The 25,042-nt window shown below is 63.1% G+C and carries 26 protein-coding genes; 9 read left to right on the forward strand and 17 right to left on the reverse strand.

Annotated features, from left to right (window positions below):
- Nucleotide 1: 1 nt before the first annotated feature.
- The 13 genes from BE0216_RS01860 to BE0216_RS01920 form a co-directional block, all read right to left on the reverse strand.
- Nucleotides 2-646, reverse strand: a complete 645-nt coding sequence (locus tag BE0216_RS01860; protein WP_094636181.1) for a MerR family transcriptional regulator — start codon at nucleotides 644-646, stop codon at nucleotides 2-4.
- A gap of 82 nt (nucleotides 647-728) precedes the next feature.
- Nucleotides 729-1,166: an FHA domain-containing protein gene (locus BE0216_RS01865; protein WP_072726074.1), complete on the reverse strand. Its 438-nt coding sequence runs from the start codon at nucleotides 1,164-1,166 to the stop codon at nucleotides 729-731.
- A gap of 5 nt (nucleotides 1,167-1,171) precedes the next feature.
- Nucleotides 1,172-1,996 (reverse strand): DUF881 domain-containing protein, encoded by an 825-nt coding sequence (locus BE0216_RS01870; RefSeq protein ID WP_094636180.1) that lies wholly within the window; start codon nucleotides 1,994-1,996, stop codon nucleotides 1,172-1,174.
- 3 nt (nucleotides 1,997-1,999) lie between these two features.
- Nucleotides 2,000-2,332, reverse strand: coding sequence for a small basic family protein (locus BE0216_RS01875; RefSeq protein ID WP_094636179.1), 333 nt, complete (start codon nucleotides 2,330-2,332; stop codon nucleotides 2,000-2,002).
- Nucleotides 2,332-3,291 (reverse strand): DUF881 domain-containing protein, encoded by a 960-nt coding sequence (locus tag BE0216_RS01880; protein ID WP_094636178.1) that lies wholly within the window; start codon nucleotides 3,289-3,291, stop codon nucleotides 2,332-2,334. Before BE0216_RS01880 ends, BE0216_RS01875 begins: the two co-directional genes overlap by 1 nt.
- Nucleotides 3,281-3,898: a CDP-alcohol phosphatidyltransferase family protein gene (locus BE0216_RS01885; RefSeq protein WP_094636177.1), complete on the reverse strand. Its 618-nt coding sequence runs from the start codon at nucleotides 3,896-3,898 to the stop codon at nucleotides 3,281-3,283. The genes BE0216_RS01880 and BE0216_RS01885 overlap by 11 nt, the downstream gene beginning before the upstream one ends.
- Nucleotides 3,899-3,911: 13 nt before the next feature.
- The gene (gene hisG, locus BE0216_RS01890; RefSeq protein ID WP_072726084.1) at nucleotides 3,912-4,763 is read right to left on the reverse strand and encodes an ATP phosphoribosyltransferase; all 852 of its coding nucleotides are present in this window, start codon (nucleotides 4,761-4,763) and stop codon (nucleotides 3,912-3,914) included.
- 127 nt (nucleotides 4,764-4,890) lie between these two features.
- On the reverse strand, nucleotides 4,891-5,154 hold the full coding sequence (locus BE0216_RS01895; protein WP_072726087.1) for a phosphoribosyl-ATP diphosphatase: 264 nt from the start codon (nucleotides 5,152-5,154) through the stop codon (nucleotides 4,891-4,893).
- Nucleotides 5,155-5,204: 50 nt separating this feature from the next.
- Nucleotides 5,205-5,873, reverse strand: coding sequence for a ribulose-phosphate 3-epimerase (gene rpe / locus BE0216_RS01900; protein ID WP_193042869.1), 669 nt, complete (start codon nucleotides 5,871-5,873; stop codon nucleotides 5,205-5,207).
- A gap of 39 nt (nucleotides 5,874-5,912) precedes the next feature.
- Complete coding sequence (gene lgt, locus BE0216_RS01905; protein WP_094636175.1) at nucleotides 5,913-6,848, reverse strand: prolipoprotein diacylglyceryl transferase; 936 nt, start codon at nucleotides 6,846-6,848, stop codon at nucleotides 5,913-5,915.
- Nucleotides 6,849-6,980: 132 nt separating this feature from the next.
- Nucleotides 6,981-7,856, reverse strand: coding sequence for a tryptophan synthase subunit alpha (gene trpA, locus BE0216_RS01910; protein WP_094636174.1), 876 nt, complete (start codon nucleotides 7,854-7,856; stop codon nucleotides 6,981-6,983).
- Nucleotides 7,857-7,887: 31 nt separating this feature from the next.
- On the reverse strand, nucleotides 7,888-9,975 hold the full coding sequence (locus BE0216_RS01915) for a bifunctional indole-3-glycerol phosphate synthase/tryptophan synthase subunit beta (RefSeq protein WP_094636173.1): 2,088 nt from the start codon (nucleotides 9,973-9,975) through the stop codon (nucleotides 7,888-7,890).
- A gap of 384 nt (nucleotides 9,976-10,359) precedes the next feature.
- Complete coding sequence (locus BE0216_RS01920) at nucleotides 10,360-10,923, reverse strand: hypothetical protein (RefSeq protein WP_094636172.1); 564 nt, start codon at nucleotides 10,921-10,923, stop codon at nucleotides 10,360-10,362.
- Between the two features lie 355 nt (nucleotides 10,924-11,278).
- On the opposite strand from BE0216_RS01920, the gene BE0216_RS01925 reads away from it, so the two are divergent.
- The 5 genes from BE0216_RS01925 to BE0216_RS01945 all read left to right on the forward strand — a co-directional run bounded on the left by BE0216_RS01925 (nucleotide 11,279) and on the right by BE0216_RS01945 (nucleotide 16,521).
- Nucleotides 11,279-12,016: an ABC transporter ATP-binding protein gene (locus BE0216_RS01925; RefSeq protein WP_094636171.1), complete on the forward strand. Its 738-nt coding sequence runs from the start codon at nucleotides 11,279-11,281 to the stop codon at nucleotides 12,014-12,016.
- A gap of 53 nt (nucleotides 12,017-12,069) precedes the next feature.
- Complete coding sequence (locus BE0216_RS01930; protein WP_158217175.1) at nucleotides 12,070-13,437, forward strand: FtsX-like permease family protein; 1,368 nt, start codon at nucleotides 12,070-12,072, stop codon at nucleotides 13,435-13,437.
- Between the two features lie 49 nt (nucleotides 13,438-13,486).
- Nucleotides 13,487-14,761, forward strand: a complete 1,275-nt coding sequence (locus BE0216_RS01935; protein WP_158217174.1) for a sensor histidine kinase — start codon at nucleotides 13,487-13,489, stop codon at nucleotides 14,759-14,761.
- Nucleotides 14,754-15,428 carry a response regulator gene (locus tag BE0216_RS01940; protein WP_094636168.1) on the forward strand — a complete coding sequence of 225 codons (675 nt, stop codon included), beginning with the start codon at nucleotides 14,754-14,756 and terminating at the stop codon, nucleotides 15,426-15,428. The genes BE0216_RS01935 and BE0216_RS01940 overlap by 8 nt, the downstream gene beginning before the upstream one ends.
- A 91-nt stretch (nucleotides 15,429-15,519) precedes the next feature.
- Nucleotides 15,520-16,521 (forward strand): DUF5131 family protein, encoded by a 1,002-nt coding sequence (locus BE0216_RS01945; protein WP_094636167.1) that lies wholly within the window; start codon nucleotides 15,520-15,522, stop codon nucleotides 16,519-16,521.
- 208 nt (nucleotides 16,522-16,729) lie between these two features.
- On the opposite strand, the gene BE0216_RS01950 is transcribed toward BE0216_RS01945, so the two are convergent.
- The 3 genes from BE0216_RS01950 to hisF all read right to left on the reverse strand — a co-directional run bounded on the left by BE0216_RS01950 (nucleotide 16,730) and on the right by hisF (nucleotide 19,740).
- Nucleotides 16,730-18,286 (reverse strand): chorismate-binding protein, encoded by a 1,557-nt coding sequence (locus BE0216_RS01950; RefSeq protein WP_094636166.1) that lies wholly within the window; start codon nucleotides 18,284-18,286, stop codon nucleotides 16,730-16,732.
- 162 nt (nucleotides 18,287-18,448) lie between these two features.
- A complete protein-coding gene (gene hisI, locus BE0216_RS01955; RefSeq protein WP_094636165.1) occupies nucleotides 18,449-18,826 on the reverse strand; it encodes a phosphoribosyl-AMP cyclohydrolase in 378 nt (125 codons plus the stop codon).
- Nucleotides 18,827-18,969: 143 nt separating this feature from the next.
- A complete protein-coding gene (gene hisF, locus BE0216_RS01960; protein ID WP_094636164.1) occupies nucleotides 18,970-19,740 on the reverse strand; it encodes an imidazole glycerol phosphate synthase subunit HisF in 771 nt (256 codons plus the stop codon).
- 152 nt (nucleotides 19,741-19,892) lie between these two features.
- Here hisF and BE0216_RS01965 point away from each other — a divergent pair, with 152 nt between their 5' ends.
- The 4 genes from BE0216_RS01965 to BE0216_RS01980 all read left to right on the forward strand — a co-directional run bounded on the left by BE0216_RS01965 (nucleotide 19,893) and on the right by BE0216_RS01980 (nucleotide 23,677).
- A complete protein-coding gene (locus BE0216_RS01965) occupies nucleotides 19,893-20,585 on the forward strand; it encodes a putative ABC transporter permease (protein ID WP_226805671.1) in 693 nt (230 codons plus the stop codon).
- A gap of 259 nt (nucleotides 20,586-20,844) precedes the next feature.
- Nucleotides 20,845-21,513, forward strand: coding sequence for a M15 family metallopeptidase (locus tag BE0216_RS01970; protein ID WP_094636163.1), 669 nt, complete (start codon nucleotides 20,845-20,847; stop codon nucleotides 21,511-21,513).
- Between the two features lie 105 nt (nucleotides 21,514-21,618).
- On the forward strand, nucleotides 21,619-22,404 hold the full coding sequence (locus tag BE0216_RS01975; RefSeq protein WP_094636162.1) for a response regulator transcription factor: 786 nt from the start codon (nucleotides 21,619-21,621) through the stop codon (nucleotides 22,402-22,404).
- Between the two features lie 70 nt (nucleotides 22,405-22,474).
- Nucleotides 22,475-23,677, forward strand: a complete 1,203-nt coding sequence (locus BE0216_RS01980; RefSeq protein WP_158217173.1) for a sensor histidine kinase — start codon at nucleotides 22,475-22,477, stop codon at nucleotides 23,675-23,677.
- A 104-nt stretch (nucleotides 23,678-23,781) separates the two neighbouring features.
- Here BE0216_RS01980 and rlmN read toward each other — a convergent pair whose 3' ends face one another.
- Complete coding sequence (gene rlmN, locus BE0216_RS01985) at nucleotides 23,782-24,960, reverse strand: 23S rRNA (adenine(2503)-C(2))-methyltransferase RlmN (protein ID WP_094636160.1); 1,179 nt, start codon at nucleotides 24,958-24,960, stop codon at nucleotides 23,782-23,784.
- Nucleotides 24,961-25,042: the final 82 nt, after the last annotated feature.

Genomic DNA, 25,042 nt, shown 5'->3' on the forward strand with positions numbered 1-25,042 from the left:
GTCAGGCGGCCTCGCGCTGGGCGCGCTGGGCCTCGAGTTTCCTACGCATGCGCATGGCGGTCAGCTCGTCGATGGGACGGCCGGCGGCGACGGCGGTCGGCTGAAGCTCCAGATCGACGTAATCCTCATGTTCGAGCGCTTCCTCGATCTGATGCCATAGCGATCCGACGGACACGCCGAACACCGCGGTTCCGCTTTGCAGCAGGTCGATCATCTGCTCGCTGGTGGTGCATTCATGCACCTGCTGGCCGTCGCACATAATGGTGACGTTGGCGAGCTGGCTGGTGGTGCGCTGGCTGAGGAATCCGATGGCCGCCGTCACGTTCTGCAGGTTGACGCCGGCGTCCAGCAGCTTTTTGGACACCGCCAGAATCACCACATCCTTGAAGGAGTATAGACGGCGCGAGCCGGAGCCGTGGGACGGGGTGATCGACGGTTCGACGATCTGCTTGCGTGCCCAATAATCCAGCTGGCGGTAGGTGATGCCGGCGACTTTGGACGCCACGGTACCCCGGTATCCGCGTTTGGCGTCCTCGCTGTCCGCGGCGGCGAACAACTCGCCTTGGATGGCGTCGTCATTGAGGTTCTCGCGACGCTCCAACGGCACGTGCAGGCGAAACTCGACTCCGGAGCTCTTCTCGGCCATCGCACTCCCCTAACTCACACTGGTGTAATCACACGATTGCAATTCCTGAACTCCAGTGTAGTCCCGGCGGTTGTGATGGTTGTCAGGAGAGAACGGCGGATTTCGTGAAGAACACGAGACGGAACTTGCCGATCATGATCTCGTCGCCATTCCTCAGCGTGCTCTGGTCGACGCGCTGACGGTTCACATACGTGCCGTTCAGACTGCCCGAGTCGATCACCGTGAAGGTGGCGCCGGTGCGGCGGAACACGGCATGGGCGCGGGAGACGGTCGAATCGTCCAGCAGGATATCCGCACGCGGGTCGCGCCCCACGCTGATCTCATCCTCATCCAACAGATACCGCGAGCCCGACACCGCTCCCCTGGTGGAGATCAGCAGCGCCGTGCCGTCGGACAGTTTGGAGATGGTGTCCAGGTCCTCTTGGGTCAACGGACGATCGCCGTTGGTGGTGATGGGAATGTTGATGGCGGGCAATCCGATGATGGTGGTCTCGCCCGCGCTTGGAATCGGTTCAGTCATAATCGTTATTCTACCGTCTTTGCGTACTTGTATTGCGTATCGTCGCGAACCTGGTTGATTTCGACCGTGTCGCTCGTTTCCACAGTAACGGTCGCGCCGTATTTCACCTGCAGCTGGGCGCCCACTCCCCCGGCGATGTTCACGGCGTTCGCCAGATCCTGCGAATTGCCGATGGCCCGCACCTCATAGCTGGGGGTCAATGTCACGCCGTCCGAGACCAGTCCGGTGTCGGCGTCTTTGATGTAGGTGGTGGCGACCACGCGCACGTCGTTGATGGCGATGACCTCGGCACCCGCGTTGCGCAGCTCCTCAATCAGGCTGAACATAATCGAGGCGTCGACTTTCTCGTCGCGTCCTTCGCCGATGGTGACGATGACGCCCTCACCGGTGGCGGGTAGTCTGCCGGACAGCAGTCCGCTGGTCTCCTCGTTCTGTTTGGCGATGCGTTGGGCCTGCTCCTGCTCGTCCACGGCGCTTTTGAGCGAGTTGAGCTGGCTGGTCAACTCGTTTTTGCGCTGCTGCAGATTCGACAGCTGCGTGTTCGATTCGGTGATCAGACGCACGAGTTCGCTTTCGCTCATCGTCTCGTAGGTCGAGGTGGTGTTGTTGATCTGGGTCATATAGCCGAATCCCAGCAACGCGCACAGCACCATCACCAGCGCGCTGGTCAGCAGACGCGCACGCGAGGCGTTGCGGTTGAGATCGCGTTTGGGTTTTTTGCGCACCTGCGGGAACGATCCGGTCTCCATCCGGTCGTTCTTTTTGTCTTGGGCGTGCTGGCTGTGCATTCTCTCCAGCACATCGCGCGGCTCGTTGCGTCGTCTGGCCATGCGTCAGCCCCGGAAGATGAAGCGGCGGATGGACGACACGTTGGAGAAGATGCGGATGCCGAGCACGACGATGACGGCCGTCTGCAGCTGGGAGCCGACGCCAAGCTGGTTGCCGAGGAACACCAGCAGCGTGGCGGTCAGCACGTTCGCGAAGAAGGAGATGACGAACACGCGGTCGTGGAAGCTGCGTTCGAAATACGCCCGCGCCGCGCCCAGCAGGGCGTCAAGCGCCGCCACCACCATAATCGGAAGATATGGTTGGAGCACGACGGGAATATCCGGTTTGACGAACACGCCGATGACCACCCCGACGATCAATCCCAACACGGCTGCCATTATTCGTTCCTCCTCGCATACGAGACCTCGCTCGTCACCGCTGCCTTCAGTGTAATCGAATTGGATTTCCTCACCTGAAACGTCATACCCGCCTGTGCGAAGCTTTCATACAATTCCTGCTGGTTCTCCTGGCTCATGGCTTCGTCCAGGGCGTCCTTGTCTCCGATGGCCTCGATGGTGTACGGGCTTTCCACGGCGGTGGTGCCGATCAGGATATGCCCGCCTGCGATACGGATCGAAGTCTGCACGCCCAGTCGGTTGCCGTTGATCGCGATCGCCTCGGCGCCGTTCTGGAACAGCAGCGAGACGAGGTTCTGCAGGTCGAGGTCGGTGACGACGCGGATATGGCCGCTCGCCGTATCACTACCGGATTGGGTGGCGGCGATGGGGTCGGCGAGGGTCAGGACGATACCCTCCCCCTCGACCTCCGACTGGCCGTTCACCAGTTCATCCTGCTGCAGGGTCTGTGATTTCACCGTTCCCGACAACGATTTGGACTGCTCGTCCACTTCGGAACGCAGTTCCTCGACCTCGGCCGTCAGTGATTCGATCTGCGTGGTGCGCTCCTGCAGCTGGCTTGCCAGACTCTGCCGCACCTCCTTGCGAGGATCGGTGTGCAGCTGCTGCACGAACACGCTGCCCGCGACGCCGACGACGATGCAGATCAGGAACACGACGCAGCGGTTGACCCACACCGTGACCTTGGACTGCTGTTCCCGCACCAGACGCGAGTCGGAGAACATCGGGTCGACGGAACGATTGACGAGATTGTCGATCAGCTGCAGGGAATCCTCATGCGCCCGGCGGCGACGGCGCGGGGTCACCGGCGCCTCGTCCGGCGAAAGCGCGTGATGCGATTCCAAAGAGGCGAAGGACGATGAGAACACGGCGCGACGCTTCACCGGCTCGTTCTCCTGCGGAACGGGGAACGAGCTCGGGGGCAGCGGCTCAAGCGCCATGGCGGTCCCCCAGTTCCTTACGCAGCAGCGCTATGCCCTGACGGGTGTAGATATAGCCGGCCAGCCAATACATGGCGATGCCCCAGATGCCGGTGGCAAGGGCCGCGGTATGCAGCATGGCGAACAACGCCCCCGTGCCCAGATCCGCGAAAATCAACGCAACAATCGATATCATCAGCAACGCGGTGCCGGTTTTCCCCACAAAATGCACCGGCAGTGGGCCATAGTCGTATTGGGCGAGCCAAAGCACCTGGATCGCCATCCACAGGTCGCGCAATCCCACCACGATCAGCATCCACCAGGGGATGATGCCGGCGATGCCAAGGGCGAGAATCGAACAGAAGATGAGCAAACGATCGGCGATGGGATCGAGAATCTGCCCGATTTTGCTGACCTGGTTGAATTTGCGGGCGATGATGCCGTCCACGCCGTCCGAAATCGCCGATATCGCGATCACCACCAAAGCCGCGACCATCTCATGGCGGGCGATCAGCACCGCGATGAACGGAATCGAAGCGATACGCAACAGGCTGATGGCGTTCGGCACGGTGAAGTAGATGTCGCGCGCCTCCGGGCTATACCGATTCTCGAATTTCGAATTGCTCATAACAGGCAACAGTCTACATGCGGGAGGCCTGCAGCGCGGTCACGATGATGCCGCGCGCACCGACCTCATACAGTTTGTCCATCAACTGGTTGACCTTCGCCTTGGGCACCATGACGCGCACGGCGGCCCATTGCTTGTCGTGCAGCGGCGAAATCGTCGGGCTTTCGAAACCGGGGGTCACCGCGACGGCCGCGGACACCTTCTCGACGGGGATGTCGTAATCCATCAGCACGTACCGTTGGGCGGTCAGCACGCCCTGCAGGCGGCGGCTGAGGATCGTCAGACGCTCGTCATGCTCGTCGAGACGCGGGGAACGGATCAGGATGGCTTCGGACCGCATGATCGGATCGCCGAAGATACGCAGGCCGGCATTGCGCAGGGTGGTGCCGGTGGAGACCACGTCCGCGATCAGATCGGCGACGCCGAGCTGCACGGAGGATTCGACCGCGCCGTCAAGGTGGATGGTTTCGGCGTTGATGCCGTTGCGCACGAGATAGTCGTGCACCAGCTTGTCGAAGGAGGTGGCCACACGCTTGCCTTCGATATCCGCCAGCGAGGCGATCGGGGATTCGTTCGGCGCGGCGAAACGGAACGTGGAGGCGCCGAATCCCAAGTCCATATGGCGCTGCGCCTCGGTGCCCGAGTTGAGCAGCAGGTCATGGCCGGTGATGCCCACGTCGATGGTGCCTCGGCCCACATACACGGCGATGTCGATCGGCCGCAGATAGAACAGCTCCACGTCGTTGTCCGGATCCTCCACCACCAGCTGGCGGGGATTGGAACGCAGACGATAGCCCGCTTCGGCGAGCATATTCCATGCGGGTTCGGACAGCATGCCCTTGTTGGGCACGGCGATTCTGAGCATTTTCCCTCCTAAGGTCGCACGCCCATACGGCGCGCGGTCACGTCTTGCGGATGCCGGACGCGGGTCGTCGGCCAGCACGTCGCGCCGTCGACGATGTTCGAAGCGATGACGGCGCGACGAAGCGAACTCACAGATGCTTGTAGACATCCTCCAGGCTGATGCCGTGCTTGATCATCATCACCTGCACGTGGTAGAGCAGCTGGCTCATCTCCTCGGCGGTGCGGTCGGCGCCTTCGTATTCGGCGGCGATCCACGTCTCGGAGGCCTCCTCGACGATCTTCTTGCCGATGAAATGCGTGCCCTTGTCGAGCTCGTCGACGGTCAGCGAGCCTTCCGGACGGGTGGCGGCCTTCTCGCTCAGTTCCTGGAACAACGATTCAAACGTCTTCATGGTGGGATTTCTACCTTATGTGTGGACTAGTTGGTTTGACGCAAAACGGCTCAGGCCTTGAACGCGGCCGCGGCCTTCTCGCGGATCGCATCGATCGCCTCGGCGGGGCTGTCCGCGCCGTACACGGCGGAACCGGCCACCAGCACGTCGGCGCCGGCCTCGGCCACGATATGCGCGGTTTTGGGGCTCACGCCGCCGTCGACCTGGATCTTGGTCTTGAGCCCCCTACGGGTGATCTCGTCGCGCAGACGACGCACTTTGGCCATCTGGTTGTCGAGGAACTTCTGGCCGCCGAAACCGGGCTCCACAGTCATGATGAGGATCATGTCGAACTCGTCGAGGATGTCGAAGATCGGCTCGACCGGTTCGGCCGGACGCACGGCGAAGCAGGCCTTGCAGCCCATGTCGCGCAGCTGGCGGGCCAGACGCACGGGAGCGTGCGTGGCGCCCATGTGGAAGCTTACGGAGGCGGCGCCGAGCTTGGCGTATTCGGGGGCCCAACGGTCGGGATCCTCGATCATCAGGTGCACGTCGACCGGCAGATCGGTCACCTGGCAGATGCGCTCGACGATCGGCTCGCCGAGGGTGAGGTTCGGCACGAAATGGTGGTCCATCACATCGACGTGGACCAGATCGGCGTTGGCGATGGCTTTGAGGTCACGCTCGAGATTGCAGAAGTCGGCGGACAGGATGCTGGGTGCGATTTCAATGCTCATGATTACCTACTCTAGCTTTGGTTTGCGACTACTTTCCGGATATCAACGCCTTTTGCGAGCCTTGGCTTTCTCGTCGGCCAGTCTCTGGCGTTCGAGCTCGTCGGCGCTCACCGAGGCGAGACGGCCCGCCAGCTCCTCCGTGCGGCTGCCGTGCTTGTACAACACGACGAAGAGGACGCATCCGAGCACGAACACGATGATCGCGGTCCATACGTTGGTGCGCAGGCCGAGGATCACCGTCGAATAGTTGATGCGCACGTTCTCGATCCAGCTGCGGCCCAGACCGTACCAGATCATGTACATGGCGAACTGCTGGCCGGCCTTGAGCTGGTCGGCGAGCTTCCTGCCGATGACGACGATCAGCGCCGCTCCGACGAGGTTCCAGATCATCTCGTACAGGAAGGTGGGGTGGAACAGCGTGTCCGCGCCGTCGGGACAGGCCGATCCGGTGTAGCACACCTCGGTTTTGCCGATGGCGTCCGCGTCGTTGAGCTTCAATCCCCACGGCAGGGTGGTGGGCCAGCCGTACAGCTCCTGGTTGAACCAGTTGCCCAACCGTCCGATGGCCTGCGCCACGAGCAGTCCCGGGGCGAGGCAGTCGGCGAGCAGCGCGAAGGGGTAATGGCGGTGGCGGCACCACAGGAACGCGGCCAGCGCGCCCACGGAGATGCCTCCGAAAATCGCCAGTCCGCCCTCCCAGATCTTGAGGATGTTCACCAGGTCACCGGTCGGAGGGAAGTACATGCTGGGCGTGGTGATGCAGTGGTACAGGCGCGCGCCCACGATGCCGCAGGGCACGGCGACCAGCGTCGTGTCGAGCACCTGGTCGAAGGTGCCGCCGACCCGCTTCCATCGGATGGTCAGAATCCAGACGGCGAAACAGATGCCGATGAGGATGCAGACCGCGTACATGCGGATGGTGACCGGGCCGATGTCGAACGACGAGAAGGTCGGCGACGGGATATACGCGAGATTCATGGTTCCCTATCCTATAGGTCCGCCGGTATCGCGGGCGGACGGCGCGCAGCATGAGGGAGGGAATTCACCGGATGTTCTTCCCGGCGAATTCCCTCCCTGACTTCGAGGCGTCGATGTCGTGCCGCCGTGCGGTCAGCGCCGCGCGTTGTGGATGCCTTCGGCGAGCTCGTCCGTTTTGGCGGCGAGCAGCGCCAAGCCTTCGGCGGCGTCGCGGGCGGTGCGGTTGTCGTCGTTCAGCAGCGTGTGCACCAGCGCCGAGCCGACGATGACGCCGTCGGCGTACCGGCCGACCTGGGCGCCCTGAGCGGCGGTGGAGACGCCGATGCCCACGCACACGTTCGTGGCGCCGGCCTTGCGTGTGCGTTCGACCAGCGTCTCGGGGGACGTGCCGAGCGTGTCGCGTTCGCCGGTCACGCCCATGCGGGAGGCGGCGTAGACGAAGCCGCGCGCGTTCCTTGCGACGAGACGCAGCCGTTCGTCGCTGGAATCCGGGGAGACCAGGAAGATGCGGTCGAGTCCGTGCCTGTCGGAGGCCTCGATCCACTCCCCCGCCTCGTCCGGGATGAGGTCCGCGGTGATCAGGCCAGCGCCGCCCGCGTTTTCGAAGTCGCGCGCGAACCGTTCGACCCCATAGTGGAAGATGAGGTTCCAGTAGCTCATGACCAGCGGCACGCCGCCCGCGTTGGCCACGGTCTCCACGGCCTTGAACACGCCGTTGATGCGTTCGCCGTTGCGCAGGGCGATCTGGCTGGCGGCCTGGATGACGGGGCCGTCCATTATCGGGTCGGAGTAGGGCAGGCCGATCTCGACCGCGTCGACGCCGTGCTCGACCATGGTGCGCAGCGCGTCGAGCGACACTTCGGGGTTCGGGAAGCCGTAGGGCAGGTAGCCGATGAAGGCCGGCTTGTCCTCGGCCTTGAACGCGGTGAACATGGCCTCGGTGGCGCTGGGCTTATGGCTGAGGCCCAAAGGCTGGCCGGACGGGGTGGATGCTGTTTCGTTCGTCATTGTCGTCGCTTTCCTTCGTGCTCGCGTTCGTTCAGGCGACCGTGTCGCCGTGCGCGCCGGTGACCTCCAACGCGGCGCTCTGCTCGTCGGTCAGATAGCCGAACCATTTGCCGGCGGTGGCCATGTCCTTGTCGCCGCGGCCGGAGACGTTGATCACGATCACCGGATTCTCATAGCCCTTGGCCTTGAGGTCGGCGGCGGCCTTGAAGGCGCCGGCGACGGCGTGCGCGGATTCGATGGCGGGGATGATACCTTCGGTCTGGCTCAGATCCCTGAAGGCGTTCATGGCCTCCTCGTCGGTGGCGTAGTCGTAGGTGACGCGGCCGATCTCCTTGAGCCAGGCGTGCTCGGGGCCCACCGAGGCGTAGTCGAGTCCGGCGGAGATGGAATACGTGTCCAGCGTCTGGCCCTCGTCGGTCTCCAGCAGATAGCTTTTGGCGCCTTGGAACATGCCGAGCTGGCCGGTGCCGGGCGCGAAGCGGATGGCGTGCCTGCCGGATTCGGGGCCATGTCCGCCGGCCTCGTAACCGTACAGGTTCACGCGTTCGTCGTCGAGGAAGGCGTTCATCGCGCCGATGGCGTTGGATCCGCCGCCCACGCAGGCGCACACCGCGTCGGGATGGTCGATGTCGTACCAGTCGTTGAGCTGCTCCTTGATCTCCTCGCCGATGATCTTCTGGAAGTCGCGCACCATGGACGGATACGGATGCGGTCCGCACACCGTGCCGAGCAGGTAATGGGTGTCGGCCACGTTGGTGACCCAGTCGCGCAACGCCTCGTTGATGGCGTCCTTGAGGATCATGTCGCCGGTGGTGACCTCCACGACCTCCGCGCCGAGCATGCGCATGCGGGCCACGTTAAGGGCCTGGCGGCGGGCGTCGATCTGGCCCATGTAGACGCGGCATTTGAGGCCGAGCATCGCGCATACGGTGGCGGTGGCCACGCCGTGCTGGCCGGCGCCGGTTTCGGCGATCACGCGCGTCTTGCCCATACGCTTGACGAGCAGCGCCTGGCCGAGCGCGTGGTTGATCTTGTGCGCGCCGGTGTGGTTGAGGTCCTCGCGCTTCAAGAACACGCGCGCGTTGATGCCGACCCGCTCGTTGAGCATGGCGGCGAAGCGCGGCGCCTCGGTCAGCGGGCTCTGGCGGCCGACGTACTGCTTCTGCAGCCGGGCGAGCTCCTTATGGAATTCGGGGTCGGCCTTGGCCTGCTCGTATACGGTTTCGAGCTCGTCGAGCGCGTGGATCATCGCCTCGGGCACGTAGCGGCCGCCGAACGGGCCGAAATACGGGCCGTCGTGTTCGCTCAACGGGGTGGTTTCGGATGCTTTCACAATCTCTCCTGCCTTCACAAGACGGCTCACCGCCATCACATGGTCGTCGGCGGTGGCCACGCCCTCGCCGACCAGCACCGCGTCGGCTCCGGCGCGGGCGTAGTCCTCCAATTCGACCGTGCCGAACACGCCGGATTCGGCGACGCGGATCACGTCGTCCGGCAGATCGTCGGCCAGTTCGCGGTATTTGCCCACATCGACCTTGAGGTCTTTGAGGTTGCGGGCGTTGATGCCCATCACCTTCGCGCCGGCTTTGACGGCACGCTGGATCTCCTCGCGGGTGTGGGTTTCGACCAGCACGGTCATGCCCAGCTCGTGCGCGAGGTCGAGCAGACGTTTCAGGGTCTCGTCGTCGAGCGCGGCCACAATCAGCAGGATGATGTCCGCCCCGTGGGCGCGCGCCTCCCACACCTGGTAGTCGTTGACGATGAAGTCCTTGCGCAGCACGGGGATGGCGACGGCGGCCTTCACCTGGTCGAAGTCGTCGAGGCTGCCGAGGAACCGACGCCCCTCGGTCAGGCACGAGATCGCGCTCGCGCCGCCGGCCTCGTATTCGCGGGCCAGCGCTGCCGGATCGGGAATGTCGCTCAGATGGCCTTTGGAGGGGCTGGCGCGCTTGATCTCGGCGATCACGGGGATGCCGTCGGCGCGCTTGAGCCATCGTTTGGCGTCGAGCGGAGCGGGGGCCTGGGCCGCCCGTTCCTTGAGTTCGGCGAGGCTCACCCGCGCTTCGCGCGCCTTGGCGTCCTCGACGGCTCCCGCCACCAATTCGTCAAGTACCGACATGTCTCTCCCTTTGGTTTGCGTCATTGGGTTTTCAAGCCACACTGTATGCGATGGGCATGGGTGGTGGAGTCGTGCGTCTTGAAATGTGAGGATTTTACTGTTGAGTACAGCTCTTCCTCTTTACGGTGTGGTGCCATTTCGCTGGACTTCCTTGTTCCATCCGTTTGATGATGCCACAAGCCCAAGCTGGGTTATAGTCGGGCGGTGTGCTGAATAACGCGAAAGCCGGGTCCCGTTAACCACGGGGAGCACCGGCTTTCACTTCCATTCCCGCCGAAGTGGGTGGCTTACTACTCACTGTAACCGAAAAAAATGTTTTCGCAAGCCCGGTGGGGCGATGTTTACTTGGCTCTGAAGGCATTTGTCACCTGTTTGCCTTTCTCGCTAGTCGAAGGGGAAGATGTCGCTGAGCACCTTCTCATCGATGAATTGTGCGAAGAGGGAATCGTCGATGAGGTGATCGCCGAACGCTCCCAATGCCTGGTCGGGTATCCACAGCATCGGTTCCTCGCCGCCTTTGCAATGCTGGAGACGAATGTGTTGTATACGGCTGGTGTTGCGTAGGGCATGCCAGTAGGCGATGTCCTTGCCGTCGAGGGCACGTCCGCGGCTTTCTAGGCAGAGTTGGTTGATGCCTTCTTGTTCCAGATAAGGCAGAAGCCGTTCGAGGCATTTACGGCGTGCACGTTCCGGCTTGTTCGTTGGCATGCGTTCGCAGACCAGTATGACATGTACCGCATCCGTGTTCAGCAGCAGGTTGATGCTGGAGCGCTTGTCCTCCTCGCGCATGTCCTTCCAATGAAGCTTGCGCATGCCGTGTGGCTTCAACTCCCGCAATGATTCACGTATGTCATCGTCCGTGGTGATGATAGCTGCCGACATCATATAGACCGGTGAGTCCAACCCTTGCGTGCGCATGCTCTCGTCACCCCATGCCACACGTAGCATATCGGCCTCCTGTTAGTGAATCATCGCAATAAGCAAGGATTTAGCATACTTCGAGGACGCTCTTGACGAATACGCGCGCGAAGATCTGGCGTTACTTAGTAGCTCGACAACGGTGAAACTTGTTCGTCGCGTTGCCCCATCTACGCGCGTCGCGCCATGTCTCTTCGCAAGTGGATGCAATCCTTCACCGCATGGAGCATGCCATCCGGCGTTATAGCCTCGCCGCCATCTGGAGATGGCAAAGCGGTGATCGACGTTGATTGTGCCGGTCCGGTTTGGAAGAATCATTGTTACCGCGCGGATATCCGTCCACCATCGACACCGTCCACCACGGACAATGATCTGAGAAGGGGCTATGAAACACACCTATACTTCCGTTGGCCGGCAGGGACAATTCCCGATCCACGCATCCGGCCTATGCAAACGGGTTTCTCCCAGGAAAGGGGAGACCATCACCCTCCTGGACAACGTGGAGTTCACCGCGCCATGGGGAGCCATGACCGGCATCGTAGGACCGTCGGGCAGCGGCAAATCAACCCTGCTCTACTGCCTCGCCGGACTCGAGCCCGTCAGTTCGGGCCAGGTGGACATCCTGGGGCAGCGCGTCTCGTCCATGGGACCCGCCGCGTCCGCCCGATTCCGCCGCGAGCATCTGGGTTTCGTTTTCCAGGCCTACAATCTGGTGCCTTCTATGAGCGTGGAGGACAACCTCAGGCTGCCCTTCACCCTGCGCAACGCCCGCTGGCCTCAATCCCGGGTATCCGGCGTGCTGACCAGACTGGGCATCGACGGACTCGTCAAAACCAACGTGACGCTTCTGTCGGGAGGCGAACAGCAAAGGGTCGCCCTGGCCCGCACCTTGCTCTCCAACCCCGATGTCATCTTCGCCGACGAACCCACCGGCGCCCTCGACCAGGACACCGGCAACCGAGTCGTCGACGAGCTTGCCGCCTTCGCCAACCACCCGGGTCACGCGGTCGTCATGGTCACCCATAGCGCTCAAGTCGCCTCCCGATGCGACACCGTCGTGCGACTCAGCGATGGATGCATAGCCACAGCCGACAGGGACTCCATACTGAGAGCAGGTGTCTGATGCGACTCATCCTCCGAGACTTGCATGACGCGCCCCTGGCCTGGAGTGGCGTCATGCTCGTGCTGACCGTCTCGCAAACCATGCTGGGTCTGCTGGCCATAATGCTCTCATCGGCCCAAGCGCTTGGAGACCTGCCCGGTATGGACGAACAGAGCCGGACGGCCTATCAGAATCTGATGATTCCCTTCGTGGCTCTCCTCGTCGCCGCGGTGCTGATCATCCTGCAGGTCGTCTCGTCGGTGATCACGCAGCGGCGCCGCAACCTCGCCCTTCTGGCTCTGCAGGGAGCCACGCCGTGGCAGCTGACCGCATTGACCTGCCTGCGAGTGCTCATCCTGGCGCTTGCGGCCAGTCTGATCTCCCTGGTGGCGTCCTTCCTGCTGGTCAGGCCTCTCTACGCATGGGAGACTTCGCAGTTCCTGATCGGCCGACAGCCTTTTATCGCCAGCCACCAGTTCGTCTCCTGGGCCGCGGGCACGGTGTGCGGAGTGGCGGTGGCTTTGGTCGGCACGCTGTTGACCATCAGGACCATCAGCCGGATCGGTCCGGTGGAATCCCTGCGTGCCGCCATCGCCCCGCCGAAAACGATCGGCTGGATGCGGCGCATCCTCGCCTCGCTGTGCCTATTGGCCGCCTTGGCGTTCATGCTGGTGCCGGTCATGCAGGCGCAGTCCATCCCCGCCAACCAACTCACCCGCCTGCACACCGCCGAGCCCATCCTCCCCATCGGTATGGGCAGCACGTTCGGCTTCGTGCTCCTGCTGGCGGCGATCTGCCTGGCCGGTCCCGCGTTGCTGGGCGTGGTCACGAGCTGCTGGACCGGAATCATCGCCCCGCATGCCTCCTCCTGGCTGGTGGCATGCCAGCAGGCCGGCAGCCGCATGCGCAACCTCAGCTCAACGGTCATACCCTTGGCCGTGGGTGTGTCTTTGCTGATGATGACCGACTCCTTCTACCTGACCAGCACCGAATCCAGCCGTCTGCTTCCTCCCAACTTGGAGGTTAGCAGCTCCGATTTCTCCATGCTCATCACCCTCCTTGGCCCCGCGCTGGTCGTCACGCTGGCCGGGGTGTGCGCCGGCTATCTCATCTCGACCCACGGCCGGAGCCTGGACCTGTCTCTTGTGGCAATTACAGGTGCCGATCCCAGCCAACTCGAGCTCATGTCCGCCTTCGAAGGACTCATCATGGCGACGACCACGGCCCTGGTGTCTTTCGTCTCCAGTCTCCTGCCGATCGTCGCGTATGCCGCGGGCTTCCGCAAGATCTTCGGTGCCTCCCGCATCGGCATACCATGGGCCCACTGGGCGCTGGTCTACCTCATCCTCGCCGCGGCGGCATCACTGGCCTCATGGATCACAGTGCGCAAGACGGTACGCCAGTCCCCCGCCGCCGTGATAGCACGGTACACTGGCGAATGAGTCCGAGCTTCCTCGGCATGCTCCATGAGGGGGAGACGCAATGAACGTCATGGCAACCGACCTGTTCAGGATTCTCGGCAAACTCCACGTGGACAGATTCGTCATGCCCATCCTGAGCCTGCTTTATACGGTCATCTATATCAGTGCGCCTCTCTTCCCGCCGGACTGGGCCGAACGCATTCCTTTGCCCATATGGAAGACGATCATCGCTCTGTTCGGCCTCCTAAGTGCCTGCCTGTTGTACTGGAGCAGGCGGGCACCCCTGTGCGTCACCACCATCGAGGCCTTGGCATACATCGGCCTATCGGCCGTCACCTTGGACGGCAGCTTCCTGATCCCTCTGGTGGGAGCGCTCTATTTCTGCGTTTCCCTGTCTCCGGCGAGCAAGGCGGTCGCGGGGATATGCGAGACCGCCATAGCCGTCAGCGTGGTCACCTTCGGCATGCATGACGGCAACATGCTCTTCCTTGAATGGGCGGCCCGCATGGCGGCTGTCACGGCCGTCATAGCCGCCGCCATCGCCGTCAGGGCCTACCGGATATGGCGCGAGGCCGAACAGCGCGCGGACCGGGAGCGCATTCGCACCGAGATGCTCACAAGGCAAAGAAACCAGGCCATATCCCGCGCCCAAGTCGCCGCGGAACTGCACGACAGCGTGGGGCACGACCTGACCACGATCATCGCGTTGACCCAAGGCTTCGCGGAAGCGACCGATGTCAGCGAACTGCACGCCGCGCTCAAGGACATTGGCCAAGTCGCAAGGGAGGGATTGGCTGACACCCGCCATGCCGTCCATACCCTGGTCCAGCGCCACGAGGAGCTTTCTCTGCAAGAGGACGCGATGGAAACGACCCAGGCGTCCGATTCCCGGAGCGGATTCGGTTCGACGCCGCATTCACTCGACGAGATCGACGCCGTGGTCGCCCATGCCCGCGCGGCGGGCCTGGCCGTGGTCCTCACCGAAACAGGCCGTCGATGCCACGACCCGGAACAGGACAACCTCTGCTTCATCATCTGCAGAGAGGCGATCACCAACACGCTCCGGCACGCATCGGAACCAACCACCATCATCCTCTCCCGGGACTACGGAGATGACGGAACCCTCCACATCAGCCTCCATGATGACGGGCATATGAGCGAGCATCCCGGGGCCGACCGGAAGACACCCGTCAAAGACCACCCGGGAATCGGACTGAAGCAGATCGGCGAGCAATGTCTGCAGACCCATGGAAGCCTGAGCTATGGGCCAGACGAGAACGGGGGCTGGACGGTAAAAGCCACCCTGCCCGCCACCGGCAAGAAGGAGGACGATTCCCATGATTGACGTGATGCTGGTCGATGACATCACGCTCCTTCGCAAGGGGCTTACACGCATGATCGAGGCCGACCCGGACCTACGGGTCTCCGATCAGGCGTCAAACGGCCAGGAGGCGGTGACCACGCTGCGCAAGCTCGAGGAAACCGGACGGCCGCTGCCCCACGTGATTCTCATGGATGTCCGCATGCCCGTGATGGACGGCATCAGCGCCACCGCGATCATCTCCAAAGAGTTCCCCACCATCCGCACACTGATCCTGACCACCTATGACGAGGACGACTACGCATTCACCGGGCTGCATGCAGGAGCCTACGGATTTCTGCTCAAGGACGTGTCCACCCGAGATCTCCATCAGGCCATCCACGCCGTGGCCGACGGCGACGCAGTGCTCACTCCCCGCATCACCGCGGAGATCATCAACCGAGACAGGGCGCACGCCCGCCGCAAAGACGACGAAGATCAGGCCAGGCAACAGCTCGGCAGGCTTACCCCAAGGGAGTATGAGATCGCAGGGCTGATCGCGCAGGGGCTATCCAACCAGGAGATAGCCCAGCGCCTCACCATCGAGGTCGCCTCCGTCCGACGGTACGTCAGCCGCATCCTCGACAAGACCGGCCTGCGCGACCGCACGCAAATCGTCATCGCCTGGTTCCGATCCGGCGCAACCAACTAGACGCGCGACCGCAAGTCAAGCATGGAGTCCGCGTTCCGTTTGGAAGCTTATAGTTGGATATCGAACAGTTGTTTGAATAAGGAGAGCGGAGATGGCCACACATGACATCTGGAACCCTTGGCATGGGTGCCATAAGGTGTCGGCCGGATGCCGCAACTGCTATATGTTCCAGCTCGATGCGCAGCGCGGCGTCACCACTCCGCCCACGGTGGTGCATCGCACGCAGGAGTTCGACAAGCCGCTGAGAAAGGACCGGCACGGCGATTTCAAAATCAAGGCGGGCGAGCGGATCCGCGTGAACATGACCTCGGACACCTTCGTCGAGGAGGCCGACGAGTGGCGCGACGAGATGTGGGATATCATCAGGCGACGCTGCGACGTGGTGTTCTATATCCTGACCAAACGCCCAGAACGCATCGCCGGGCATCTGCCGGCGGATTGGGGCGAGGGGTACGAGAATGTGATCCTGCACGTCACCACGGAGAACCAGAACATGTTCAGCCGTCGCTGGCCGGTGTTCGAGGCGATTCCCGCAAAGCACAAAGGACTGACGTTGGCGCCGCTGCTGGGACCGATCGACTTGGGGCCGGCGTTGGAGTCGGGCCAGATCGAGCAGATCGAATGCGGCGGCGAGAACTACGCGAACCCGCGCCCCTGCGATGTGGCGTGGGTGTACGACATCGCCGCGCAGTGCCTCAAGCATACGACCAACTTCTGCTGGTACGAGTCCGGCACCGACCTGCGCTGGCACGGGCGGCCGCTACGGAACCTGCCGTGGAAAACCGAACAGTCGCGCTTCGCGTTCCTCGCCGGCACCAACCGCAGGCATCTCGACGTCCGCTTCCGCCTGTTCGATCCGGTCTACCACCGGGAGCTGGACGATGACGAGCTGTACCATCCGCAGTACAACGATTCGCGCTGTCTGTTCTGCGCGAGCCGCATGATCTGCAACGGGTGCAACAGCAGCGACCACTGCCCGAAGGATCTGCGCTTCGTCCCCGTCGAGGAGTTGGAGCGAATCGAGGCGGGCAAGCATGACGAGATGATGCGCTGGTTCCATTCCGGCGAGCATTGGATTCGCACCAAAGCCTAAAGATGCTTCGACTCCACTGCGCTCCGCTCAGCATGACGCAGTAATCAACAGTAGGAGATCCTTCGACTCCGGGCTACGCCCTTCGCTCAGGATGACGAAGACAAAAAACGTCATTCCGAGCGAAGTGGCGTCCTTCCTCGTCATTCCGAGCGGAGCGCAGCGGAGTCGAGGGATCTGTGGAAGGCCGGCTATCCGACGATGACGGGCGTCACGCGCTCCGCAGCTGGGCGGCGACCTGCACGGCCTCCACGCTGGCACCGGCCTTGTTGCGGGTCTCCTGCCATTCGGTGGCGGGCACGGAGTCGAGCACGATGCCCGCGCCGGCCTGCACGCTCGCCTCATGGTCGCGCAGGAACGCGGTGCGGATGGCGATGGCCATGTCCATATTGCCGGAGAAGTCGAAGTAGCCGACGGTGCCGCCGTAGATGCCGCGGTCGGCGAGCTCCAGCGCGTCGATGATCTCGATGGCGCGCGGCTTGGGAGCGCCAGACAGCGTGCCCGCCGGGAAGGCGGAGGTGAACACGTCGAAGGCGGTCATATCGGGATTCACACGGCCGGTGACCGTGGAGCAGATATGCATGATGTGGCTGAAGCGCTTGATGTCCATCAGGCTGACCACCTCGACGGATTCCGGCGCGCACACACGGCTCAAATCGTTGCGGGCCAGATCGACCAGCATGATGTGCTCGCTGCGCTCCTTCGGATCGGCGAGCAGCTCCTTGGCCAGCGCCTCGTCCTCCTCCACGGTGGCGCCGCGCGGGCGGGAGCCGGCGATCGGGAAGGTCATGGCATGGCCGTTGTCCACCTTGATAAGGGTCTCCGGACTGGAGCCGATCACGTTGAAGTCGCGGCCTTCGGCGTCGGTAAGCGCCATGAAGTACATGTACGGGCTGGGGTTGAGGGTGCGCAGCACGCGGTACACATCGAAGGGGTCGGCCGGGGAGTCGATGTCCACACGCTGGGAGATGACCACCTGGAACACGTCGCCGTCGATGATGTGCTGTTTGGCGACCTCCACGGCCCGTTCATAGTCGCCTTTCGGCGTGCGGAATCGCAGTCCGGGCTGGGCGACGGACGGATCGAGCACGCTGACGCGGGCCTCGCCGGGCGTGGGCGTGGCGGCGTTGCGCTGCATCGCGTCAAGCCGGGCGATGGCCTCGTCGTAGACGATGTCAGCACGCGTGGGCTTGTCGTCGAAGTTGACCGCGTTGGCGATCAGCCACACCGATCCGGAGACGTGGTCCACCACGGCGATGTCGGTGGCGAGGGCGAGCACCAATTCCGGCTGTCCGGTCTCGTCGGGGGCTTCGGCGCGCAGGGTCGGCTCCCAATGGCGAATCGCGTCCCATCCGACCGACCCGACCAGACCGCTGGTCAGATTCGGCAGGCCCTCCACACGCGGGGCCTTGAGGGTTTTGAGCGCGGCGTGGGCGACCTCGATCACGTCGCCTTCCTTCGGCACGCCGACCGGCACTTGGCCGAGCCAGTCGGCCCGACCGTGGTTGGATCGCAGCTGGGCGATCGAATCGACGCCGATGAAACTGTACCGGCTCCATGATCCGCCGTATTCCGCCGATTCGAGGATGAACGTGCCGGAACGTCCGCCGGCGAGCCGCTCGTAGAAGCCGACCGGCGTGAGCGAATCGGCAAGCAGTCGGCGCACGATCGGCACCACGCGGTAGCCCTGGTCGGCGAGTTCGTGGAACTGCGCGCGGTCGGGCCAGGTCTCGCCCCACTGCAGATGTTCGACGCTGCATTCGCTCATGGCGGCTCCTTCCGTCTCCCGCGTCTTGCGCGCGGACTTCCGTCATGGACAAGCGCGCCGCTCCCATAACGGGTTTCATGGTGTTCTGAACGACTACCCTACCCGATGTCGTTCGCTTATGGCTGCTCCGGCCGTCGGACGTGTGTTCGGCGGACCGTTCGGCTACGGACGGTGGCCTTGCGCAACCGGCAGCGGGCCTCCCTCGAGGAAGCAGCTGCGTTTGCCGGTATGGCAGGCGGCCCCCACCTGGTCGACCTCGACGAGCAGCGCGTCGCCGTCGCAGTCGAGCGAGACGGCCTTGACGTACTGGGCGTGTCCGGAGGTGTCGCCTTTGCGCCAGTATTCCTGGCGGGAGCGCGACCAGAAGGTCACGCGGCCTTCGGTGAGCGTGCGGCGCAGCGCCTCGTCGTTCATATAGCCGACCATCAGCACCTCACGGGTGTCGTGCTGCTGCACGACGGCCGCGACCAGTCCTTTGTCGTCGCGTTTGAGACGCGCGGCGATGCGCGGATCCAGCGTTTCGCTGTTGTCGTATTCCATTCGTACCTCCTGCCGTTCCCTCGCGCGGCGAGGGAGGCGGCGTTATGTTCGGTCGTCGTCCGTTCGTCGGACGTTGGCGGCACCAGCCGGCATCCTCGCGCCGTGGTCAAGTGCCTTCATCCCGTCCGGCGGATGGGTCCGCTTCAGCGGACCGTGTATCCCGCACCCTTGATGGCGTCCTTGACCTCGCGGATCGACACCTTGCCGTAGTGGAAGATCGACGCGGCGAGCACCGCGTCGGCACCGGCCTCGATGGCTGGCGGGAAGTCGGAGGCCTTGCCCGCGCCGCCGGAGGCGATGATCGGAATCCTCACCTGGCTGCGCACGGCGCGGATCATCTCCAGATCGAAGCCCTGCTGCGTGCCGTCGGCGTCCATCGAGTTGAGCAGGATCTCGCCCGCGCCCAGCTCCTCGGCCCGTTTGACCCACCAGATCGCGTCGATGCCGGTGGATTTGCGGCCGCCCATCGTGGTGACCTCGAAGCCGGAGCGCGTATGCTGCTCGCCTTTCTCGCGGCGGGCGTCCACGGAGAGCACCAGCACCTGGTTGCCGAAACGTTCGGACACACGGCTGATCAGCGTCGGATCGTTGATGGCGGCCGTGTTGACGCCGACCTTGTCCGCGCCGCAACGCAGCAGCGAGTCCACATCCTCGGGGCTGCGCACGCCGCCGCCGACGGTCATGGGGATGAACACCTGTTCTGCGGTGCGGCTCACCACGTCGATCATGGTGCTGCGATGCGAGCTGGACGCGGTCACGTCGAGGAACGTGATCTCGTCCGCGCCCTGACGGTAGTATTCGCCGGCCAATTCGACCGGATCGCCCGCGTCACGCAGGTTCTCGAAATGCACGCCCTTGACCACACGACCCGCGTCGACGTCCAGGCACGGAATCACTCGAACCGCCAGCGACATACTGCTCTCCCCTTAGGTTGGATTACTTTCAGCTTGATGACGACCTTCAGGTTACCGGCCCGACGTTACAACAATCCGCAGGTTCCCGCATGGTGGGCCGACTTTTCCCCACGCAGTGCCATGATGGAAGACAGGAAGGTCGGAGGAATCGTATGGAACCAGTGATTGAGCGCACTTTGCGTCGCGGGCGCGAAACCCTTGCCGCCGTCAACGAGGTGGAACGGCTGTATCTGCGCGATTGGATGGATGTGGTGTTCATCTACGCGATCAGCGGATTCGTCGGCACTTTGCACGAAACCTGTTGGACGCTGTTGTCCAAGGGCGTGTTCGAGGATCGCAGCGGGTCGATCCTCTCCCCGTTCAACTATGTGTACGGGCTGGGCGCGCTGGCGATTTTCTTCGCCCTGCGCGGCCTGCGCAAGGGGCATCAGGTGTTCGTCGTGGGCGCGCTGCTCGGCGGCGTGCTCGAGTATTCGATGAGCGTGATCCAACAATATCTGCTGGGCAGCCGTTCCTGGGATTATTCGCAGCTGCCGTTGAATATCGGCGGACGCACCACCGTGCCGTTCATGCTGTTCTGGGGATTGCTGTGCTTCGTCATCGTGCGGTGGATCCTGCCGTTAATGCTGCATGTGGTGCACGCCATCGACGACGACCATCGCAGAACGATCGCGGTTATCCTGCTGGTATGGATCGTCGTGGATTATTGCGTGACATTACCGGCCATCTTCCTGTACGCGCAGCGCGCCGACGGATTCTCGGGCGGCGGATGGCTCGCCGACGTGATCAACACCGTGTTCAATGACGCGTTCATGCGCCGGCACTTTCCCAATATGAGGGTGTGAGATGGGCGGGGTCGCACGGACGGTGGCTCCGGCACCTTCCGTGCGACCCTCCAAACGCCCCGAATCGAACAAAAAGACGTATGAATCCTTGAGATTCCGCCAATTCGGCATGTGATGTCATGTTCGGTTGATGTGAGGAAAAGTCGCACGACGCTCTTCTCCCGCCTCCTCCGTGCGAAAGCCGCCCTTCATCGCTTCTTCATGATTCCTTTATAAGGTCTCATAAGCCGCCGGGCCACGGCCTCATAGGGTGGCGGATATGAGAAGCAAACATCTGATGACATGTCTCGCGATCGCGGCGTCGCTGATCGCGGTGTTCACCGGCGCATGGTTCGCAGCCCAAACGGACACGACGATTCCGCAGGCCACATATTCCGAACAACAGTGGAATCTCATCGTCGTGAACCGATGGAACGCCATCCCCGACGACTATCCCACGCCGACCCTGACCGAACTGGATAACGGCGAACGCGTCGACGCGCGCATCTACGAGGATCTGCAACGCATGTTCGATGCGATGCGGGCGGATGGACTCGACCCGGAGGTCACCGCCGGATTCCGCACGCGCAAGGTGCAGCGGCAACTGATGGACGAGAAGATCGCCGAATACCGCGAACAGGGACTGTCCTCGAAGGACGCGAAGGAGCAGGCCGAGCAGTGGGTGGCGATTCCCGGCACCAGCGAGCATGAGATCGGCTTGGCGGTCGATATCAACACGCGCAATTCCACCGGTGCCGCCGACAGTCAGGACGTGTATGCATGGCTGGCCGACAACGCCTGGCAATACGGGTTCATCCTGCGCTATCCGAGTGATAAGACCGACATCACCGGCAATATGTACGAGCCATGGCATTACCGGTACGTGGGAATCGACGCCGCGTACGCCATGCACGGCACCGGCCAATGTTTGGAGGAATACACGCGATAGGTGCCAACGTTCATGGATTCTTCATCATTCGCCGCCTGTGTCGTGTTCGGAAGACCGCTCGAATCGATTAGCGTGGAGGTCGGATGTCGAGGGAAAGGAACGACGATGGGATGCCAGTCCAGCGAGGTCGCCACGGGAGGCGCAAACGGCGCGACCATACTGGTCGTGGATGACGAGCGGGAGATCGCCGATCTGGTCGCGCTGTATCTGGAAGCGGAGGGGTTTGCGCCTCAGGTGCGCTATGATGCCGAGACCGCATTGGCCGCCATCGCGCAACGTCCGTTCGATCTGGCGGTGCTGGACGTGATGCTGCCGGTCGTCAACGGCTTCCAACTCTGCCGTGAGATCCGCAGACACCACACGTATCCGGTGATCATGCTCACCGCCAAGGACGCCGAGGTCGATAAAATCGCCGGACTGAATTTCGGCGCGGACGATTATCTCACCAAGCCGTTCCGCCCGTTGGAGCTGGTCGCCCGGGTCAAGGCGCAGCTGCGTCGACGTCGGCAATACGATGCCGGATTGCGGGCTGGTCCCATGCCGGGCGATGCCGTCTCGATGGCCTCCCGAACGGGCGCGTCCGTCGCTTCCGTCGTACTGTCGTATCGGGGGCTTGAGCTCAACGCGCTCACGCATGAATGCACGGTGGATGGTGATCCGGTGCAGCTGACGCCCACCGAGTTCGCGATCGCGCGCGTGCTGTTGGAGCGTCTCGGACAGCCGGTGAGTTCGGAGGAGATGTTCCACGAGCTGTGGGGCGACGAAACCTATATCAAAACCAGCAACACGATCAGCGTGCATGTGCGCCATCTGCGCGAGAAGTTAGGAGACAACGTTGACAAGCCGACCTATATCCGCACCGTATGGGGCATCGGATACAAAATCGGGTGAGATGCTCGTCGGATATGACGTCCGCCCCTATCCGCCCTCCACGGGCGGCGGCGCGGCGCGTCCATCCCGTATGGATGGAACTTCCCAGGACGACCGCCCCGGCCATCAGGAGGGGACCCGCCTGGCGCAGGGCATGCTGCTGCGCGTCGCCGTCATGCTCGCCGTGGCGGTGGCCGCCGTCGGATTCTTCGCGCTCACGTGGGATTCCGACACGCTGTACAACGTTCTGGTCCTGTCGCTGGGCATGTCCGACGAACAGGCGCTGGGACTGCTCGCGCTGATGCGCAACAACTCGCTGCCGTTGCTGATAGCCGTCGCGGCCCTGGTGCTGTTCGTCGGCTACCACGCGTCGTTGAAACCGTATTGCGTGCGCTACTTCAGCGCATTGTCCCACGGCATCGACGCGCTGACGGACAGCGGCCGGACCGACATCGCACTGCCTGCGAAGATGGCGCAGACCGAAGCCAAGCTCAACCAGGTCAAACACGAGCTGGAACGGCGGGATATGGAGGCGCGGCTCGCCGAACAGCGCAAAAACGATCTGGTCATGTATCTCGCGCACGACATCCGCACGCCGTTGACCTCGGTGATCGGCTATCTGAGCCTGCTCGACGAGGTGCCGGACATGCCCGACGCGCAGCGCCGCAAATATATCGGCATCGCCCTGCGCAAGGCGCAACGGCTGGATACGCTCACCGACGAATTCTTCGACATCACGCGATACAACATGCAGACCATCGCCTTGGACCGACAGCGGCTCGATCTGACGACACTGCTCATGCAGCTGAGCGAGGAGTTCCATCCGCAACTGGAGGAGCATGGCAATACGGTACGGCTGGATCTGCCGCAGCGGCTTGAGGTCGACGCCGACGCGCAGAAGCTGGCGCGCGTGTTCAACAATCTGTTGCGCAACGCGATCTCCTACGGCACGCGGGGCACCGACATCGCCATCCAAGCGTGGGACGACCCCGACCAAGGGATGGCCTGCGTGTCGGTGTCGAGCGTCGGACGGACGATTTCGCCGGACAAACTGACGCGCATCTTCGACAAATTCTATCGCCTTGACGACTCGCGCGGCAGCTCGTCCGGAGGTTCCGGGCTGGGCCTGGCCATCGCCAAACAGATCGTGGAGCTGCATGGCGGCGCGATCGGAGCGTCCAGCGTCGACGGGACCACCACATTCGTGGTGTCGCTGCCGACCGGTGTCGCACGGCAGGCCGACCCGATCGCGTCCGTGCGACCCCCGAGCGGCTTCGAAACGCACACGAAATGATGAAAAACGCCGGAAATCCGCCGATCAGGCGTGTGAGGTCATGTGCGATTGGTGTTCGGAAAAGTCGCACAAGTCGGCCGACGGGAGGGCTTCGTGCGAAGACGTCACCGCTCCTTGGCCGCCAGCTGTCCGCAGGCGCCGTCGATATCCTGGCCGCGGGTGTCGCGTAGGGTGGCGGTGATGCCGGCGGCATGTAGAATCTCCAGGAACCGCGCCTCATCCTCCGGTTTGGAGGCGGTCCATTTCGATCCCTCGATCGGATTGAGCGGGATCGGGTTGACGTGCGCCCAGTTGTCGCCGTAATGGTTGAGTCGCCTGGCCAATAGCCGCGCATGTTCGGCCTGGTCGTTGATGCCGCGCATCAGCGCGTATTCGATGCTCACGCGGCGTTTGGAGGCCAACCAGTAGTCGTGCGCGGCGTCAAGCACCTGCGTGGTATTGAAGCGCTTGTTCATCGGCACGAGTTCGTCGCGCAGCTCGTCGCTCGGTGCGTGCAGCGAGACGGCCAGACGCACCGGAATGCCCTCGGCGGTGAGTTTCTTGATGCCGGGAACCACGCCGACGGTGGAGACGGTGATGTTGCGCGCGGAGATGCCGAATCCCTCCGGCGGCATGGCGGAGATCTGACGCACTGCGGACAGCACGGACCTGTAGTTGCCCATCGGCTCGCCCATGCCCATGAACACGATGTTGCTCAAGCGTCCCGGCCCGCCCGCGACCTCGCCGTCGCGCATCATCATGGCGGCGACGCGCACCTGTTCCAGGATCTCGCCGGTGGACATGTTGCGGGTGAGTCCCAGCTGGCCGGTGGCGCAGAACGGGCATCCCATGCCGCAGCCGACCTGCGAGGAGATACACAGCGTGGTGCGCGTCGGGTAGCGCATGAGAACGGATTCGATCAGCGAGCCGTCGAACAGCTTCCACAGGGTTTTGATGGTGGTGCCCTCGTCGGCCACCTGACGGGTGACCTCGGTGATGAGTTCGGGGAAGAACGCGGCGGCCGCCTCCTCGCGCTTAGACGCGGGGAAATCGGTGAATTCGGCGGCGTTCACATCGAAGTGGCCGTAATAGTGGTTCGCGAGCTGTTTGACGCGGAATTTCGGCAGGCCGAGCTTTTTCGCCGTCTCGACGCGCTCGTCCTCGGTCATGTCGGCGAAATGCACGGGCGGCTTGCCGCGCCGCGCATGGTCTTTGGAGAGCACGTCGCGGAACGCGCCGGAGGTGCCGCCAGGGGTGATGCCGGTTTCAGGCTGTTCGGTGGTGGAAATGGTGGTTTCGCTCATAGTGCCTCTTGACGATGGTTGGGATCCCTCGACTGCGCTCGGGATGACGGTGGTAGCTACGTTCGGGATGACGGTGGTGACT

Origin of the sequence: Bifidobacterium eulemuris (assembly GCF_014898155.1) — a bacterium.
In the GTDB taxonomy this organism is placed as follows: Bacteria; Actinomycetota; Actinomycetes; order Actinomycetales; family Bifidobacteriaceae; genus Bifidobacterium; species Bifidobacterium eulemuris.